Annotated in this window: 11 protein-coding genes; 7 read left to right on the top strand and 4 right to left on the bottom strand. The window is 65.5% G+C overall.

Features of this window, described 5'->3' with window-relative positions:
• The first annotated feature begins 111 nt into the window (after positions 1–111).
• Entirely contained in the window at positions 112–795 is a 684-nt protein-coding gene (locus ACN0YL_RS12130; protein ID WP_417498160.1) for a Crp/Fnr family transcriptional regulator, read from the top strand.
• Here ACN0YL_RS12130 and ACN0YL_RS12125 read toward each other — a convergent pair.
• From ACN0YL_RS12125 to ACN0YL_RS12110, 4 genes are all read right to left on the bottom strand, one after another.
• Entirely contained in the window at positions 778–2598 is a 1821-nt protein-coding gene (locus ACN0YL_RS12125) for a tetratricopeptide repeat-containing protein (RefSeq protein ID WP_417498159.1), read from the bottom strand. The genes ACN0YL_RS12130 and ACN0YL_RS12125 overlap by 18 nt on opposite strands.
• Before the next feature lie 52 nt (positions 2599–2650).
• Positions 2651–3259: a hypothetical protein gene (locus ACN0YL_RS12120; RefSeq protein ID WP_417498158.1), complete on the bottom strand. Its 609-nt coding sequence runs from the start codon at positions 3257–3259 to the stop codon at positions 2651–2653.
• Positions 3260–3319: 60 nt separating this feature from the next.
• Positions 3320–5365 (bottom strand): TIR domain-containing protein, encoded by a 2046-nt coding sequence (locus ACN0YL_RS12115; protein ID WP_417498157.1) that lies wholly within the window; start codon positions 5363–5365, stop codon positions 3320–3322.
• Positions 5366–5635: 270 nt separating this feature from the next.
• Positions 5636–6397 carry a DUF3108 domain-containing protein gene (locus tag ACN0YL_RS12110; RefSeq protein WP_417498156.1) on the bottom strand — a complete coding sequence of 254 codons (762 nt, stop codon included), beginning with the start codon at positions 6395–6397 and terminating at the stop codon, positions 5636–5638.
• A 279-nt stretch (positions 6398–6676) separates the two neighbouring features.
• Here ACN0YL_RS12110 and ACN0YL_RS12105 point away from each other — a divergent pair, with 279 nt between their 5' ends.
• The 6 genes from ACN0YL_RS12105 to ACN0YL_RS12080 all read left to right on the top strand — a co-directional run bounded on the left by ACN0YL_RS12105 (position 6677) and on the right by ACN0YL_RS12080 (position 17129).
• A complete protein-coding gene (locus ACN0YL_RS12105) occupies positions 6677–8392 on the top strand; it encodes an autotransporter assembly complex protein TamA (protein ID WP_417498155.1) in 1716 nt (571 codons plus the stop codon).
• Positions 8392–12447, top strand: a complete 4056-nt coding sequence (locus ACN0YL_RS12100) for a translocation/assembly module TamB domain-containing protein (protein WP_417498154.1) — start codon at positions 8392–8394, stop codon at positions 12445–12447. The genes ACN0YL_RS12105 and ACN0YL_RS12100 overlap by 1 nt, the downstream gene beginning before the upstream one ends.
• A gap of 121 nt (positions 12448–12568) precedes the next feature.
• Positions 12569–13549, top strand: coding sequence for a mechanosensitive ion channel family protein (locus ACN0YL_RS12095; protein ID WP_417490603.1), 981 nt, complete (start codon positions 12569–12571; stop codon positions 13547–13549).
• The gene (locus tag ACN0YL_RS12090; RefSeq protein ID WP_417490602.1) at positions 13539–14516 is read left to right on the top strand and encodes a zinc transporter ZntB; all 978 of its coding nucleotides are present in this window, start codon (positions 13539–13541) and stop codon (positions 14514–14516) included. Before ACN0YL_RS12095 ends, ACN0YL_RS12090 begins: the two co-directional genes overlap by 11 nt.
• A 2-nt stretch (positions 14517–14518) precedes the next feature.
• Positions 14519–16141 (top strand): L,D-transpeptidase family protein, encoded by a 1623-nt coding sequence (locus tag ACN0YL_RS12085; RefSeq protein ID WP_417498153.1) that lies wholly within the window; start codon positions 14519–14521, stop codon positions 16139–16141.
• Positions 16142–16145: 4 nt separating this feature from the next.
• Complete coding sequence (locus ACN0YL_RS12080) at positions 16146–17129, top strand: D-Ala-D-Ala carboxypeptidase family metallohydrolase (protein WP_417490600.1); 984 nt, start codon at positions 16146–16148, stop codon at positions 17127–17129.
• The last annotated feature ends 13 nt before the right edge of the window (positions 17130–17142 follow it).

Below are 17142 nucleotides of genomic sequence, written 5' to 3'. Positions count from 1 at the left end.
ACTGCGACATGGGCGGCGCCGATCCGTAACGGACCGTCTTTTTTGCTGGCCTTCCCCGGTTCGATCCGTAAATATCCCTACGAAGCAACTATTTGCGAGACGGGGACACGCATGGCGGCGGAAAAATCCTGGGCTCGGGCCCTGGATGCTCTTTTTCTGACAAATGGGGACACCCGCGCGGCGCTGGAATCGCGTGCCGAAATCCGGCACTTCGCGGCTGGCACCAGCATCATCGCCCAGGACGATCCGGAGGATCAGGTTTTCCTCGTTCTCGACGGCACGGCGCGGGTCGTTCTGCTCTCCGAGGGCGGACAGGAAATCTGGCTCGACACGCTGAAGCCGGGCACGATCATCGGTGAACTCGCAGCCCTGACCGGCCGTCCGCGAACCTCCGAAATCATCGCCGAGACCGATTGCGAGCTGGCGAGCTATACCGCCAACGCCTTCCTGGAGCTGCTGCAGCAATATGGCGATCTTGGCCTGGCGCTATCGCGCATCCTGGCCCACCGGGTTCACCATACCACCCAGCGCATGTTCGAGCTTTCGGCCCTGTCTGCGCCAGGACGCATCTATGCCGAGATCCTGCGCATGTCCGAAAGCTCGCAAGCGGGCCGCACCCGCATCATCCAGCCGATCCCGTCGCTGACGGCGATTGCCCTCAGGGTCAATACGACGCGCGAAACAGTATCACGCACGATCAGCGGGCTGGAGCGCCGCGGCATGCTGCGGCGGCGCAAGAACGCCTTTGAACTCGTGGATCCCGACCATCTGGCACGGCTAGGCACCCCGGGCTGACGCCGCGTCGTCCAGCGCGGCCGGGCAATCGGCAGCAACGGCGCGCAGGCTGTACATCCCGATCTCCGGCATCGAGGCATCAATCGCCGTCTGACCCACATATTCGCAGCGGAACTCGCCGCCACTGGTCATGGCCAGTGCGGCCGCGAACGGCGCGCTGACAAAGATCGAGCCCGGCACGGTCGCGCGCTCGATCCGCGAGGCGATCGCCACCTGGCCGCCAAACAGGGTCGGCACCCGGCGCAGCGGATCCTCGCCCTCATGGACCGGGCCGTAATGGCCGCCAATCCGGAGCGCCAGGCCATCGGGCAGTCCGAGCGCGGCAAGGTCGATCGCCGAGAAGGCGCTACGTAACCGGTCCGCCGCGCGGGCGGCCTCGTCAACACCGTGGAAAGCCAGGAACAGCCCGTCGCCCCAGCTATTGGCGTGCAGCGGGGCCGGTTCAATCTGGCGGCATACCTGCGCCAGCACACGCATGATCGATTTCACGAAAACCGGCACAAGATCGTCAGCGACAGTCGAGGAACCGCAGACATCCACAAACAGAATGGCGCGCAGCACCTGTTCAAAATCCGGGTCGCTGGTTGCCCCTTCAGAAGCCTCGGCCCGATACCGCTCCAGGCCGCTCACCGGCACCACGACCTGTTTCAGGCCCGCCTCGCTCCAGACATTGCGATCATGCAGCGTTCCAAAGCGCCGGGCACTGGCTGCGTCCTCGGCGACCAGGAGCTGGACCGGCGATGTCGCCAGCGCACTGGCCCGCATCCGCGTCAACCCCATCGCCACCTCGCTGGCGAAGCGGATATGCTCGCCTGACAACAGCTTGCGATCCGTCGTCACCTCATGGATCGCGGCCGCATGGGAGAGGCAGTCCTCGCAGCGCTGGACCCATTTGCGACCGAGCGGCCGCACCGAGGCATCAATGAAAACATTGACGGGCACCGGCAGGACCAGGTGCAGTTCATTGCCGCGCGCGATCGCGGCTTCGGCGACCAGAATGTCTGCGCCAGCGGCGATCGCACCATAGGCGGGCCCGATCCGCTCGCGCTCGAAGGTCTCTGCGAGTGTCAGGGCAAGCCCGGCCTCGCGCGCCGGCGCAATGCCGTCGGATCCAACGGGGCAATGGAAGAGATGGCCGGCGAAATGGCACGGCCTGGGCGGCTCGAGATCGCGCAGCCAGTACGCTTCGAGCTGCAGCAAGCGCACCACCATGCGCAATTGCCGGATCGTTGTCGCATGGGCCATGGTATTGCCGGGGTCACAGGCGATCGCCGACTGTAATGCCAGCCTGGCGGCTCCGGCATCGCCGAGCAGAAGATGGGCCTCGGCCTGGGAGGCCAGCCGGTAATAGGCCTCCTCCGCATCCACCGGACCCGCATTGCGGCAGGAGCCCAGCACCTGGCGCGCCAGCGCATCGGAACGGGCACGATCACCGGCGAGCAGGTAGAGGGTGGCGGCATTGATGCCCGGATAATGGCCGCCGGTCTGGGCAAATATCCGGTCATATTGCCCGGCCGCGACCCGCGCCAGGGTCTGCACCTGGTCACCGCGCGCCTCCAGCGCCATGCTTTTGCGCAGACGCGCGCCGAGCGCGAGGCTGTCCTCGTCATGGCTGGCCTCGGCGAGACGAAAGCGGCGAAAATCCAGCTCGGCACGCTCCAGCGCGCCCGAACGCACCAGGCAGAGCACCGCGCGATGCTTGAACCAGCCATCGTCCGGATGCCGCGCCGCGGCCGCCAGGCACAAGTCATAGGCGCGGGCGAGATCGCCCTGATTGAACCGTTCAAGGATTACGCGGCGCATTCGCCCTCCAGCGATCGTCCCGGTTCAAAAGGGCCCGATGATCGCTGCCCGGTCAATCTTCATTCTTGATGATCGGATCGACAATCAGACGCGTATGCTGCGATCCGCCCGCCTGGGCGACATCGATAAACAGCGCGAATTCAAAGGATTCGCCGGTCTGTGTGCAGCTATCGACCAGTTCGAAGGCCCTGGGCTCCAGGCTCACACCATTGAGAACGAGCCAGTTGAGGCCACCGAATTCGCCGCCGCCGAAGCTGGTCTTCAGCTTGATGCGCGCCGGCTCAAAGCTCCAGTTCTCCTTGCTGAGGAAGAATATCAGCCGGCTGGCGGAATGCACGGTCAGGTCATAGGGGCTGGGCGAGACACTGTTTCCCGGCGTCCACAGCGGTGCAAGCGCTGTATGGGCGAGCGCACGCAACTGCGCCGCGCCGGCAGCGGGGTTGCCGGTGACCACCGCATCGAATGTGTCGATGATCAGCTGAATTTCGGTGTCGGTGAATGCGGGGCGCTCATGATCGCTGCCGGTCAGGACCACGAAACTGCTGTCGCGCATCGTGCTCAGGCTCAGCTGTGTGCACTCGAAACTTCGGGAGGGCGCGGCCAGCAGCTGGGTCTGGACCCGGGTCCCGTCCAGTCCGCTCATCTCGGGGAAACTTGTCACTGTGCTCGACCTCCATGCGTGCGGCCGATCGACCGGCCGCGTGGGCGATCCCGTATGGATCTAGTGCGCAGCCATATCACCGGAAGCGATCATGGACTGGGCTCGGTGAAATTCCGTTGCCGCGTCGAGCCGCAGCTGACCGGCAATCGGCGTCAGGATCGTCACCATATGTGTCCGCAGCGTCGCCGCGGCTTCATCGCCGCCCCGCCGCGCTTCCAAACTGGCCAGCTCATTGGCCGCCGCAGCAAACAGATAGGGACCATACTGGAATTCGGTCTGCCAGTTGGATTCAGCCACCAGCGAGGTCATCAACTGGTCCAGGCGCAGACGCGCCGGCTCAAATTGCGCCATCGCGACGAATATCCGCGCCTCGACCAGACCCGCATAGAGCCGGGTTTCCGCGATTCGGGCGCTGGTATCGGACATCCATGACGGATGCGCCATATAGGCCGAGGCATCGAGATAGGCCTCGCGCGCGCCGGCCGTATCCCCGGCGAGCAGGCGCGCCTGTGCCAGCCACAGGCGTTGTCGCACCGAAGTCAGACGCCAGTTCCCGTTGGCCGGATCGCGCTGAAGCAGGGCATCGGCCTCGAACGAGGTCGCCTCGAGTATCCCCAGCGCCGTCTGCAGGTCTGCGGCCGGCGTGTCCGGCCCAGGCGCGATCAGCAGGCGCGCCAGGGCGCGTTCGGCATTGATGGCATCGCGGCGAATATTCCAGTCATCAACTTCGGCCGCGAGCTGATCCTCATAAATCGCGATTTCCTGCTGGCGGGCAGAAATCGCGGCGTCGCGACCGTCCGTCATCTCGAACACCGTCGCGACCCAGGCCAGCGCATTGGCGTGGTCGACATGCGCCTGGATGGAGTCAGGCTGGCGCGCCGCAAGGTCCGCGACCAGCTCTGCTGCGGCAAGGAAAGCCTCACGGGCCTCCGGCAGGCGCGCCGACTGGAGATAGATCACGCCGAGATTCGTGTTGGCGTAGGCCCGCTCGGCCAGCCAGTCCATATTGTCGGCATCGATCCCGGTCAGGCGCGCGGCAAGGTCCCGATATTCGAGGAATTGCGCCTCGGCGTCATCGAGCCGGCCCCGGCGCCAGGCATAGTAGCCAACCCAGAAAGCGCTCTGGGAGTGTTCGAATATCCGGTCCGGATCATCGCCGGCGATCTGCAGGAGCTGATCCGTTGCGTCATAGGCGCGGCGGAAATGCCCGTAGGCGGCTTCCAGATCGCCTTCGGCGGATTCGATTTCGCCCAGCAGGTGGAAGGCACGCGACTGGCGGCCCAGCGCATCGGCCGACAATTGCCGCGTCGGCTGCGCCGCATAATAGGCGAGAACCTTCTCCCCGACCGCGTCGAGCACATCGAGGCGGCCGACTGGCTCCAGCTTGTCTTGCAGGTCACTCAACATGAACTCGATCAAATCCTCGGCATCAGCCTTGCGGCGTTCGGCTTCCGAGCGCGCGGAAAACGCGACCAGGGTCAGACCGCTCATGAGTACAGCGAGCAGGAGGGACAGTATCGTGACGACAGTCACGCGCTGCTGACGGCGCTGAAGGTCGCGCTGGATGATCTGGTCGAGCCGCAGACCGAGCATGCCGGCCGCGAGCTTGACGATGCCCATCCGGAAACCGTCACCTCGCGAGCGAAAATCCGCGCCGACCGGTTCGGCACCTGATTCGGATCGTTCGCTCTCCAGCAAGGCTGCCGGGAAACAGCCATTGCCGCCCTCGCCATCCCCGCCGCCGGCCGGATCGCCGGCAACAATCGCCGCGAGTATCTGCCCCTGCGGGTTCACACTGCGGAATTCATCGATTTCCTGATTGACCCAGCGCGAAGCCACCGCTGCGGGTGAGCAGACCACGATCAACACGTCAGACTGCGCCAGCGCGGCGCGGACCGATGCGGTCAGGTCTCCGGCGGCCGGCAGATCGTCGCGGTCGCGGAAAATCGGGATGAGGCGTTTCGGCACCGGCCCCTGTGCCGTGACCGTACCGACCAGGTTTCCCGGCAGCCGGTAGGCTTCCAGCGCGCGATGAATCCTTTGGGCCCAGCGGCTGTCATCATGGCTGTAACTGATAAACGCCCGATATTTCGTCTGCCCGCTCATCATGTGCCCCTTGATCCCAAGCAGGTGGCATGATCGCGGCAGTTGCCGGATGGCGCAAGCGTACGCACAGATCGCAAGGTGAATTGCAGAAAATCCGGCGGGGCGCGAGGCGAAGTTGGGGCTTCGCTTTGGGCAAGGTCTCGCGCGCCCGCCGTCCCCCAGCATTGGAGGAGGAGGGAAGCTGCACATGGCAAGCTTCGAGCGAGCCTAAGCCCGGACAGCGGCGCGATGCTGTGACCGCCATCACGCCGACATCACAATCAGGGCTGACTAGGGTGTCGCGATTGTAGGCCTGATATCGAGCTCGGCCACCTCGATCGTCACACCGCCGAAACCGGCCCGTGTGTGCAGGCGCACCGGAAGATAGAAGCCGTGCTCCGGAAAGGGTGCCAGCCAGATATCGAGCGGATGACGCAGTTCCGCCGCGCTCGGGTAATCCTCGGGGTCATAGCCGGCGATCGGTTCATACCAGGCATGGCAGAGCAGGGCCTCGCCGCGCCAGGCCGGTGTGCGGACAGTCTGACGGCCTCCCGCTTCCAGCCGCAAATCATAGCGCGCCTTGCCGTCGAAAACCGGGATCCGTCCCGAACACGCGGCCTCGGCACCACCGGCCCGCGCCTGCGACAGCAGGAAGATCGCCGAGATCGGATCGATCACCCCCGATCGCTGCTCCGGTGTCGCCGGTGGCACGCCGAGTGATCCGAAAGGCGGCGTCACCTGCGCCGAGGCGATCTCGCCCGCGAAATCAATATCGACGGCACGCACCTTGGACCCCGTGCGCTCGACATGGGCATAGCGCAATGGCGCCAAAGCTCCCGGGGCACTCAGCCCCTCGACCTCGGCACGGATGTCGAAATCGGTGAACAGGGCCGCCAGGCCGGCAGCCTCGACCACCGTATGGGCCTCATAATGCCCCGGCCCGATGCCGGCGGTCAGGCGGATCGCGCCGACCCGGAAGATAAGCACCGAACTGGAGTAGCGCGCGGTGATCGTCCGCCCGCTCGCATCAGACCCGGTGGCGGGGACGGCCACGGCAATCTCCTCGCCGGCCGTTGGCCCAGCCAGAAGCAGGCTTGAGGCGGCCACAATGACTTGAGACAATGCCCGCATGATCATCCACCCAATCGCGTTGCACCAACCGTATTGCCGCCAAATTGCGGTGGCAATTTGGCACGATCTCAATTGCCGCGCCCGCCGGACCCCGGCACCTGCCGGTGCGGCATTGAGCGCCAGGACAAACGTGCAGAGAAATTATGACGGATCGCCCGCGCATGCGTATATGTCAGCGAGCCGTGGCGAAAGGTAGCCAGCTTGAAGCGTCTCATACTCATACTTGCGGTCCTGACAATTGGCACGCCGGCCCTTGCCGCGCCGCTCGCGTCCGTTGAGGGCGTCGAGGACCCTGTCCTGCTCGCCGCCCTGGTCGCGGCGGTCGGCGAACGCACGGAGTCCGACAATCCCGCCGACAGTCCCCTGCGCCAGGCGCGCAGCGCCGCCGATCGGGCGCGCCGCCTGCTGCGGTCCGAGGGCTATTACCGGTCGCGGGTCGACCCGCGGATCGGTGACGATTCGCTGGCGGTGATTCACATCACCCTCGGCCCACAGGTCCGGATCGCGACCATTGATGCGGCAACCACACCCGATGCTGCCGCCGCGGCGATCGCACGCGAGGCCATCACGCTGGGCGTCGATGCGCCGCTGCGGGCGGCCGAGGTCATCGCCAGCGACGCGCTCGGGCTGGCGGCGCTGCAGGACGCCGGCTGGCCCAGCGCCGAAACCGGCGAACGCACCGTCACCATTGACCACGCCACCGACACGGCCGCGGTGCAATTCGTCTACGATACCGGTCCATATTCGGTTTACGGCCCGTTCGAACTGACAAGCGAGGGCTGGCGGCCCGGCTTCGTCGCCGGCCTGTCGCCCCTGAACCAGGGTGCCACCGCCAGCCGTAGCGAAGTGCTGGAATATCAACGCCGGCTCGACACGCTGGCCAGCGTGCGCACCTCGCAGGTCATGCTCGGTGATGTTGATCCGGCCACCGGCGAACGCCCGGTGCGGGTCGCGCTGACACCGGCATCGCGCCACAGTATCGAAGCCTCGCTGAGCTTTGCCACCAGCGAAGGCGCTGGCGCGAATTTCGACTGGAAGCGCCGCAATCTCTTCCAGGGAGACGAGACCCTCGCCATCCAGGCGGGCGTCGCGACCCTGCAGCAGGGGATCAGCGCCACGCTGACCCTGCCCCACTGGCGCCGTTACCAGCAGACCCTGTCCTTCAATACCGGTCTGCACACCCAGGAGACCGACGCCTACGACCAGACCGAACTCCTGATGCGTGCCGGCGTGACGCGCAAGGTCGGGCGCCTGGTCGAATATGGCGCCGGGACACGGTTCGACATCTCGCAGGTGACCGATGTGGACGGCACGGTCGACGCCAACACCCTGGCGCTGGATCTGAGCGCGACCTATGACTCACGCAGCGACAGCCTCGATCCGGTTGACGGCTTCCGCGCCCAGCTCACGCTCTCGCCGGCGACAACCTTCGGCGATGTCGAGTCGCGCTATGTCCGCATCGAGGCCCGGGCCAGCAGCTATTACCGTCTCAGCGACAGCCTCGTCGCGGCCGCACGGGTGCGCGTCGGCTCGATTGTCGGCACCAATGCCGAGAATGTTCCCGCCGACTTGCGCTTCTATGCCGGCGGTGGCGGATCGGTGCGCGGTTTCGACTACCAGACCCTGAGCCCCTATGGCAGCGATGATGACCCCTTTGGCGGATTGTCGGTGACCGAGACGAGCCTGGAATTGCGCTGGCGTTCGCCGGGGCGCTGGGGTGCCGTGGCCTTCCTCGACTCCGGCGCTGCGGCCAGCGAAACCACGCCGGGGTTTTCCGATTTGCGTTCCGCAATCGGCGTTGGCGCGCGCTATTATTTCGACTTCGCCCCCGTGCGCTTTGATATCGCAACCCCGCTCGACCGCGAGAGCGGCGAGACCGCCTTCCAGATCTATTTCAGTCTCGGCCAGGCCTTCTGATGACCGCGATCACCATCCCCTGGCGCCGCATCCTGCACGGCCTTGCCCTGGCTACGGGCCTGATCGTGATCCTGGCGGCCGGCGCCGTGATCGCGCTCAGCCATGGCCCGGGACGCTGGCTGGTGCGCTCCCTTGTCGACGGGCAGGAGATCGGCGGCATCGGCGAGGTACGGATCGAAGGCCTGCGCGGTGATCTCCTCTCGGAATTCAGCCTCGACCGCGTTGTGCTCAGCGATGACTCCGGCGTCTGGCTCGAGGCCAGTTCCATCGCTGTGCGCTGGCAACCGATCACGCTGATCAATGGCCCGCTGCGCATCGACCTGTTCACCATCGAACGCGGCGCCATCGCGCGCACGCCGGATCTGCCCGACCAGCCCGGGGACAATTCCGCCGGCACGATCCCCGAATTCATCCTCGGCGAGGCACGGATCGACCAGCTCGACCTCGCCGAGGGCGTCATTGGACCGGCGGCGAGCCTGAGCGCCCGCGCCGACATGCAGTTGCGGGCCGGCCAGCCGGGCCAGGTCTCGGCCTCGATCCTGCGGCTGGACGCGCCGGGCGATGCCGTCGATGCCCGGTTTGAAATCCTCGGCGATGGGCGCATCCAGGGACATTTCACCGCGACCGGCGCGCCCGGCGGCCCGCTGGCAAGCCTGGCACAAATGCCCGATGAGCAGATCGATATCGCCGCCGACCTGGACGGTGATCGCGATGCCGGCAGCGGTCGGTTCACGATCCAGATCACCGGACGCGAGCTGGCCAATGGCCAGCTGGTGTGGGCCGACGATGGCTGGCAGGTCGACAGCGCCGTCCAGCCCGGCAACTGGACCGGCCTGCCCGAAACGCTCGCCCCCATCCTGTCGCAAGGGCAGCTTAGTGTCCGGGGCAGCATTGCCAGTTTCGGGCTTCAAAGCGCGCACCTGCAGGCCGACACGCTCGAGGCCGAGCTCGCGCTCAACGCCGAGCTGAGCTGGAACCTGACGCTGCAGACCCGCGGCGAAGCCCTGGCGCAACTCTCCCAGGGTCAGGTCAGCGCCCGCTCCCTGCGATTTGATGGCATCGCCGATCTGACGGACGGCTATGGCCTGGATGGCGCGCTCGTCCTGGAACAATTGAGCGCCGCGGGAACCGAAGTCGGCGCGGTCACCGGGCCGGTTCAGCTGCACTACGAATCCGGTCGGCTGGCGCTCACCGCCCAGCTCGCCCTGAGCGACCCGGCCCTCGGCGAGAACACACTCAACGCCCTGCTCGGCGAGCAGGCCAGCCTGACCTTTGATCTGGACGCCGATCTCGACCAGGACCGTTACGAACTGACCGGTTCGCGTCTGCTGGGTGCGCATGTCTCGATCGATGCCGACGGGGTCTACCGGCCGGGCGATGACATGATCGCCCTCAATGCCCGCGCCGTGCTCGACGATATCGCCCGCCTGACAGACCAGGCCAGCGGCCCGGTCACGGCGGTCATCACCGCGACGGGCAGCAACCAGATCGCGCTGCAAATTGACGGCAGCGCCATTGAAGCCGACCCGCGCATTGCCGATTTGATCGAAGCCCTGGACGTCACCGCGACGCTGCGCCTTGAGGAAGCCGGCTGGCGCCTGCCCGATATTTCGGTGCAATCAACCCGGCTCTCGCTGCTGGCCCAGGCCCAGGGCAGCTCTGCGGATGACTGGACCGCCAGCGGCGATCTGGCATTCTCCGGCTCGCTGGAAGGACTGGCGCTGGACTTCGCCGGCGGGCTGGCGACCGGGTTCGAACTGAGCTCCGTCGACGGGCTGATCACCGCGCGCACCGTGACGGCGACCGATGCCATCCTCATCGGCGAGACCCGTTTCAACGCGCCGCGGCTGGCCCTCAATGCCGAATATGATGGCGGCAATCTCTCGACCGACTGGACACTGGCCGGGCGCTATGACGCGCGCGACCTGGTGCTCGCCGGCGAAGCCCGCCAGCAAGGCGCCGACTGGACGGTCGCCCTGCGCGACAGCCAATTCGGCCCCTCGGTGATCGAAGGCGATGCCCGTATCGAGGACCGCCATCTCCACCTCAATCTGCTGGCCGGCACCCAGGCGCGCTGGTCGCTCTCGGTCAATTATGACGCCGCCCTCAATGCCCTGCTCGATGGTGAATTCGACGCCCGGCTCGGCGTCCGCGACCTGGTCTCGGGCAGCCTGATCCTGACCGACGCCCAGCTCTCGCTGAGCGGGCCGGTCTCCGGCATGACACTTGAAGCCGATTTCGCAGGCGTGACCGGCCTGCCCTTTGACCTCAACGCGACCGGCATGATCGGCCTTACGCAAACCGGCCTGCGCGCTGAAGTGAGCCCGTCCGGCCATCTCGGCAGCAATGCCTGGCAGACGATCGAGCCGATCCTCGCCGTAATCGACGATGCGGATCGTTCGCTGGGCGGGCGGATCGGCTTTGGCGGCGGTGAACTGGCCGCCTACTGGCAGGAAAGCACCGGGGGCGCGCAACTCGACCTGGACGTGGACCGTCTGCCGATCGCCCTGCTGGTCGATCTGGCGGGCCTGCCGCAGGTCGACGGGCAGCTCGATGCCACGGCCGGCCTGCGCCAGACCGATGGCATCTGGCGCGGCAATGCCGAGGTGACCGCCAGCGGCCTGACCGCTGCCTCGCTCGCTGACGCACCCGAGCTGCAGATCGTCACCCGGCTTGTGCTGGACGACGACTCCCATATCGAGAGCACCGCAACCGGCGGCGGACTGAGCGCCCGCACCTTCATCACGCGGACCGGCGCCACCACAGACCTGCTGGCCATTCTCAATGGTCCCGAGGCTGTGATCACCGGCGGCATCGAGGCGAGTGGTGAAATCCTGTCGCTGACCTCGCTTGCCCTGCCGGTCGGCACCTCCCTTTCAGGCGATGCCGCAATTGATCTGACGATTTCCGGCACCCGTGCCGCGCCTGAGATCGATGGCAGCATTGCCCTGCGCGACGGGCGTTTCAGCGCTGCGGAAACCGGCAGCGACATCGTCGATATCCAGCTGGCGGCGCAACTACACAACAGCCGGATCGAACTGCAATCACTGACGGCCGGTGACGGATCGGGCGGCACACTGACCGCCAACGCTACGGGCGTGATCACGGCGCAGGGTCCGCGCGGTGAGGCCGAAGTCAATTTTGCCGATTTCACCGCCGTCCGGCGCCCCGATCTGACCGCGCGCATGACCGGGCAGACACAGCTGACCATGGACGATGCCGGCCTGCTGGTGGCCGGCGAGACCCGGCTGGATCGCGTCTACGCCCAGCCGCCAACCAATGGCACCACCTCGATTCCCGAAATCGAGGTGATCGAACTCAACCTGCCGAAAAACCAGATCCGCGCCTCACGGGCGCGCTTGCCGGTGCGGCTGGATTACCGGGTCTATGCCACCGACCAGTTCTACTTCAACTCGTCCAATTTCAACACGGAATGGCGCGCCGATATCCGCATCACCGGCCAGGCGAAAAAGCCGACCCTGACCGGCAGCGCCAATCTGGTGCGCGGCTCGGCGACTGTGTTCAGCCGGCGCTTCACGCTGGAGTCGGGCGAGGTCCTGTTCAACGGCCCGGTGACCGACGCCCGTATCGCCCTCGCGGCGCAATATGAGCGCGATGATTTCCAGGCAAATGTCGCCGTCGCGGGCACGCTGATGTCGCCGACCGTGACGCTGACCAGCACCCCCTCCCTGCCCGATGACGAGATCATCGCCCGCCTGCTGTTCGACCGTTCGGCCAGCGAGCTGGGCCCGTTCGAGGCGGCACAGCTGGCGGCGCAATTGTCGGGACAGGATATTTTCGGCTTTGCCGGACGGGTGCGCGAACTGGTGGGAGTCGACCGGCTGGATATCGGATCCGACGCCAATGGCGGATTGACGGTCACGAGCGGCCGCCGCTTCGGCAATGATTTCTACGTCGAGGTCGAATCCGCAGGCGTCGCCGCGCTCAGCACGGCGCGGGTCGAATGGTCGCTGACGCCGCAGGTCAGCATTCTCTCCCGCCTCAGCGCCGACACCGAAGCCTCGGTCTCGATCCGCTGGCGCCGCGATTATTGACGCCGGCGCGGCTCACGACCCCGCAGTCGCCTTGCGCCACCAGCCGTGGCAGACTAGGCAGCAGAACACGATCCGGCAGTTTCGCCGGCTCCGGTACGCATAACAGGACGGCAACGCACGCATGGGCGATTTCTGGAAACACATCATCAAGCCGAAAGGGCCCTGGGCCCGCTGGCTGATCTTCATCACCCTGCTGGGCATTGTCATCGCCGGCGTGACGGGCAATCTCGCCATTGTCAGTCAATATCTCGATACCGAAGCGCTCACTTTCCGGGCCGGCGACTTCCAGGTCAGCGCCTGGGGCGTGTTGCGCGCCCTGCTCTCGCTGGTATTGATCTTCTGGATCACCGCCGCGGTCGCCGATGCCGTGCAATACCGGGTGCGCAAGCTCGGCAAGCTGCATCCCACCACCCGGACCCTGGTCTCGAAAATCCTGCAGATCGCGATCTATGTCATCGCCTTCCTGATCGCACTGGACGTGCTCGGCCTCAATCTGACGACGCTGACCGTGTTCAGCGGCGCGGTCGGCATCGGCGTCGGCTTTGGCCTGCAGACGATCGCCTCGAATTTCATCTCCGGCCTGATCCTGTTGCTGGAACGCTCGGTCGATATCGATGATCTGATCGAATTGCCCGACGGCGTGACCGGCTTCGTGCGCAAATCGAGCGCCCGCTACACCCTGCTCGAGACCCTCGACGGCAAGGAAGTCCTGGTGCCGAACGAGGATTTCATCACCAACCGGGTGACCAACTGGACGCTTTCAACCAGCAAGGCCCGGGTCGAGATCAAGATCGGTGTCGCCTATGGCTGCGATCTCGAACTGGCTCATGACCTGATCCTGCAAGCCGCGACCGAACATGCGATGTGCATGAGCGATCCGGCGCCGCAATGCTTCCTGCGCAATTTCGGCGACAACTCGATCGACTTCACCCTGACGTTCTGGGTCGAGGATATCGTCGCCGGACGCTGGCGGCCGCAGAGCGATGTCATGTTCGCGATCTGGCACAAATTCCGCGATAACGGCATCGAGATTCCCTTCCCGCAGCGCGACCTTCACATCAAGAATCCCGCCGCGCTGAGAGAGGCGATCAATGCCCAATGAGTTCGGTATCCTTCACGCCTGTTCGATCAATGGCGATGGTCATGGCGATGTGCTGACCGGCGATGATGTCGCGCGCCGGGTCAAGGATGAGGCGCTCGCCTGGGTGCATCTGGACGCGACCCATCCCGGTGCCCGCGCCTGGCTGGAACGCGAAACCGCCTATCTCGACCCGATCATCATCAACGCGCTGCTGGCCGAGGAGACGCGCCCGCGCATGGTGATGTTCGACCAAGGCGCGCTGATGATCCTGCGCGGTGTCAATCTCAATGCCGATGCCCAGCCCGAAGACATGGTCTCGATCCGGCTCTGGATTGACGGATCACGTATCATCAGCCTGCGCCGCCGCCGGCTGAAAGCCGTCACCGACCTGCGCGAACGCCTTGCCGAGGGCACGGGACCAAAGACTTCCGCCGACTTCATCGCCATGCTCACCGCGCGCCTGTTCGAGCGCATGGAGCCGGTCCTGACCGAGCTCGACGAAAATCTCGACGATGTCGAGGAAGAAGTGATGGAAGCGCCCACCCCGGCCGCGCGCCAGGCGATCAACACCATCCGCAAGCAGGCGATCATGTTTCGCCGCTATATCGCGCCCCAGCGCGATGTCATCGCGCATCTGCGCACCTCCGAGCTGGCCTGGCTGGATGCGATGAACAAGCGCCGCCTGCAGGAAAACCTCGATATGGTGATCCGCTATCTCGAGGATCTCGACGCCATTCGCGAACGGGCCCAGATCGTCAAGGACGAGCTCGCCAACGGGCTGGCCGACCGGATGAACAAGAATCTCTACGTGCTCTCGGTGATTGCTGCGATTTTCCTGCCGCTCGGCTTCCTCACCGGCTTGCTCGGCATCAATGTCGGCGGCATACCGGGGGCTGACAATGTCAGCGCCTTCTGGGTTTTCGTCGCCGGCCTGTTCGGCATTGGCGCCATCCAGATCGCCGTGTTCCGCTATCTGAAATGGATCTAGGCATGCGACGACCCGTGACGATGATGATCGCCCTGGTGGCGGCGATCAGCAGCGCGCCGGCCCTGGCCCAAAACCCCCTGCCCACAGAATGCAGCATTTTTGACGCCGGCCCCGGGCTTGAGAAACACCAAAGCGTGGAACCGGTCTGGACGGGCGAGGCCAACCGGGCCCGGTTCAAGGATCTCGTCATCGCCATTCGTGGTGCCGCCAGTCACGGGCTCAATCCGCAGGACTATCATCTCGCAGAGCTGGAAGCGGTCGATTCCCTGCGATCCGATCCGGCCGTCGACGAACTGGCGACCAGCGCCTATCTCGCCCTGGCCTCGCATCTGCTCGCCGGGCGTTTCGACCCGGCCCGCTTCGAGCCGGACTGGACTACTGCGCGCCGGTTTCGCGATCTGCCAACCTATCTGCGCCTGGCAATGGCCAACGGCCGCATCGCCGACAGCCTCGAAGCACTCGCTCCGACCGAGCCGGCCTATACGGCGTTGCGCGCAGCCCTGCCTGTCTTTGAAGCCATCGCCCTTGAAGGCGGCTGGCCGCGGATCGATGACGGACCGGAACTGGCGCCCGGCGATCACGGTCCGCGCGTCGCCCAGCTGCGCGCCCGGCTGGAAGCCAGCGGCGAACTGGCCCCGCTGGAGCCCGCGACGCCCGAGGCGCCGGTAGACGATCCTGATAGGGCGGCCGTGCCCGGAATCCCGACACCGGACCCTGCGCCGGATCCCGAGTTTTACGATGACGGCTTGCGCGCCGCCGTCGAAACCTTCCAGCAACGCACGCGCCTTGATGTCGATGGCCGCGTCGGCAGCCAGACCCTGCGCGAGCTGAATGTGACCGCCAGCTACCGCGCCTCGCAGATCCGCGCCAATCTCGAACGCCTGCGCTGGTTGCCCGATGACATGGGCCGCCGCCATATCCGGGTGAACATCCCCGATTTCTCGCTCGAGGCCCGCAATGAAGGCGTGGTGGAACGTCGGCATGATGTCATTGTCGGCCTGACTTACCGGCCGACGCCCGTCTTCTCAGGCGCGATGGAATATCTGGTGGTCAATCCGTGGTGGGAGACACCGGCCAGTATCGCCGTGCGCAATGAGCTGCCCCTGTTCCGCGGCGACCCCGACGCCGTGGCCCGGCTCGGCTTCCAGATCCTCGACCGCGAGGGCAATACGGTCGATCCCGCGACGATCGACTGGGACACGGTTCCGGCGCGCAATTTCCCCTACCGGCTGCGCCAGGCACCCGGACCGCTCAATGCCCTGGGCGGGATCAAGCTGATCTTCCCCAATCGGCACAATGTCTATCTGCACGACACCTCCAATCCGGAATTGTTCGCGCATAACCGGCGCAGCTTTTCGTCGGGCTGCCTGCGCCTGCGTGACCCGCTGGAGCTGGCCGAATGGGCCATCGCGGAAAGCCCCGATCTTTCGGCCGCCGGCCTGCGCGAAATCGCGGCAGGAACGCGTGAGACCCGGCTCGATCTGGCAGCACCGATTCCGGTCTATGTCCTTTACTGGACAGCCGTGCACGACCCGTCGACTGGAATCCGCTTCGTCGCAGACCTATATCATAGGGATGATGAACTGATCTCGGCGCTGGAGGCTGCTCCGTCGCCAGTGGAGTAGCGTAATGAAAAAATTTCTTGGTAAAGCCATCCTGAGTGCCGCCCTGCTGTCCGCTCTGCCGCAGGTCGCCCAGGCACGGCTGGTCACCCCGACACCCAACCAGACCCAACCGCCGGCGAGTGAATTCGAGCCCGGCCACCTGCCGTTTTCCATCACCCTGCGCGATGATCTCGAGGTCAATCTCGACACCTTCGCCGTCTTCGCCCATCCCGGCGAAACCGTCCGTATCCGCAGCGAACAGGCGCTGAGCTGGGTCGAGGGCGATGCCTCGCGTCCGGCCGCAACCGCACTCGACTGGACCGCACCGGACACACCCGGTCTGACCCAGGTGCAGTTACGCGATGATGACGGGCACACGATGCAACTCAATCTCGTGGTGATGCGCGCGCATTCGCCGTCGGATGGCGAGGCCATCAATGGCTATCAACTCGGCAGCTATCCGGCCGAGCCCTATCTGGGCCATGCCAATTATCGCGCCCCGGAAAACTTCCTGGAAGTAAGCGACGGAATGGCCGACCTGGCCGTATCGCCGCATTTCCGGCTCGGCCAGTTCCTGTGCAAACAGCCCACCGACGGCACGCCCTATCTGGTGCTCAGCGAACGCCTTCTGGTCAAGCTGGAGAGCATTCTGGAAGCCGCCAATGAACGCGGCTGGCGGGCCGACACCTTCACCGTCATGAGTGGCTATCGCACCCCGGCCTATAATGCCGGCCTCGGCAATGGCCGCCATTCCCGCCATATCTATGGCGGCGCCGCCGACATCTTCATCGATGCCAATGGTGATGGTGTGATGGATGATCTCAACGGCGACGGCGTTCACGACCGCAAGGATGCGGCGGCCCTGTTCGACCTGGTCGACAGCCTGTCGCACAACAGCCCCAGCTTCTCGCCACTGATCGGTGGCCTCGGCGAATACGCGCCAAACGCCCATCACGGCCCCTTCGTCCATGTCGACGAACGCGGCTGGCGTGCGCGATGGGGTCGCTAATGCCGGCAGGGAT

The sequence above is a fragment of the Maricaulis sp. genome (genome assembly GCF_048269565.1).
GTDB lineage: Bacteria > Pseudomonadota > Alphaproteobacteria > Caulobacterales > Maricaulaceae > Maricaulis.
The sequence above is the reverse complement of the archived record's forward strand: the minus strand, read 5'-3'. Positions and strand labels throughout refer to the sequence as shown.

Bases quoted from the DNA above. Each gene is read 5' to 3' on its own strand.
- ACN0YL_RS12095 (WP_417490603.1), top strand. From the start codon at position 12,569: ATGGGCGATTTCTGGAAACACATCATCAAGCCGAAAGGGCCCTGGGCC.
- ACN0YL_RS12090 (WP_417490602.1), top strand. From the start codon at position 13,539: ATGCCCAATGAGTTCGGTATCCTTCACGCCTGTTCGATCAATGGCGAT.
- ACN0YL_RS12115 (WP_417498157.1), bottom strand. From the start codon at position 5,365: ATGAGCGGGCAGACGAAATATCGGGCGTTTATCAGTTACAGCCATGAT.
- ACN0YL_RS12085 (WP_417498153.1), top strand. From the start codon at position 14,519: ATGCGACGACCCGTGACGATGATGATCGCCCTGGTGGCGGCGATCAGC.
- ACN0YL_RS12125 (WP_417498159.1), bottom strand. From the start codon at position 2,598: ATGCGCCGCGTAATCCTTGAACGGTTCAATCAGGGCGATCTCGCCCGC.
- ACN0YL_RS12100 (WP_417498154.1), top strand. From the start codon at position 8,392: ATGACCGCGATCACCATCCCCTGGCGCCGCATCCTGCACGGCCTTGCC.
- ACN0YL_RS12130 (WP_417498160.1), top strand. From the start codon at position 112: ATGGCGGCGGAAAAATCCTGGGCTCGGGCCCTGGATGCTCTTTTTCTG.
- ACN0YL_RS12080 (WP_417490600.1), top strand. From the start codon at position 16,146: ATGAAAAAATTTCTTGGTAAAGCCATCCTGAGTGCCGCCCTGCTGTCC.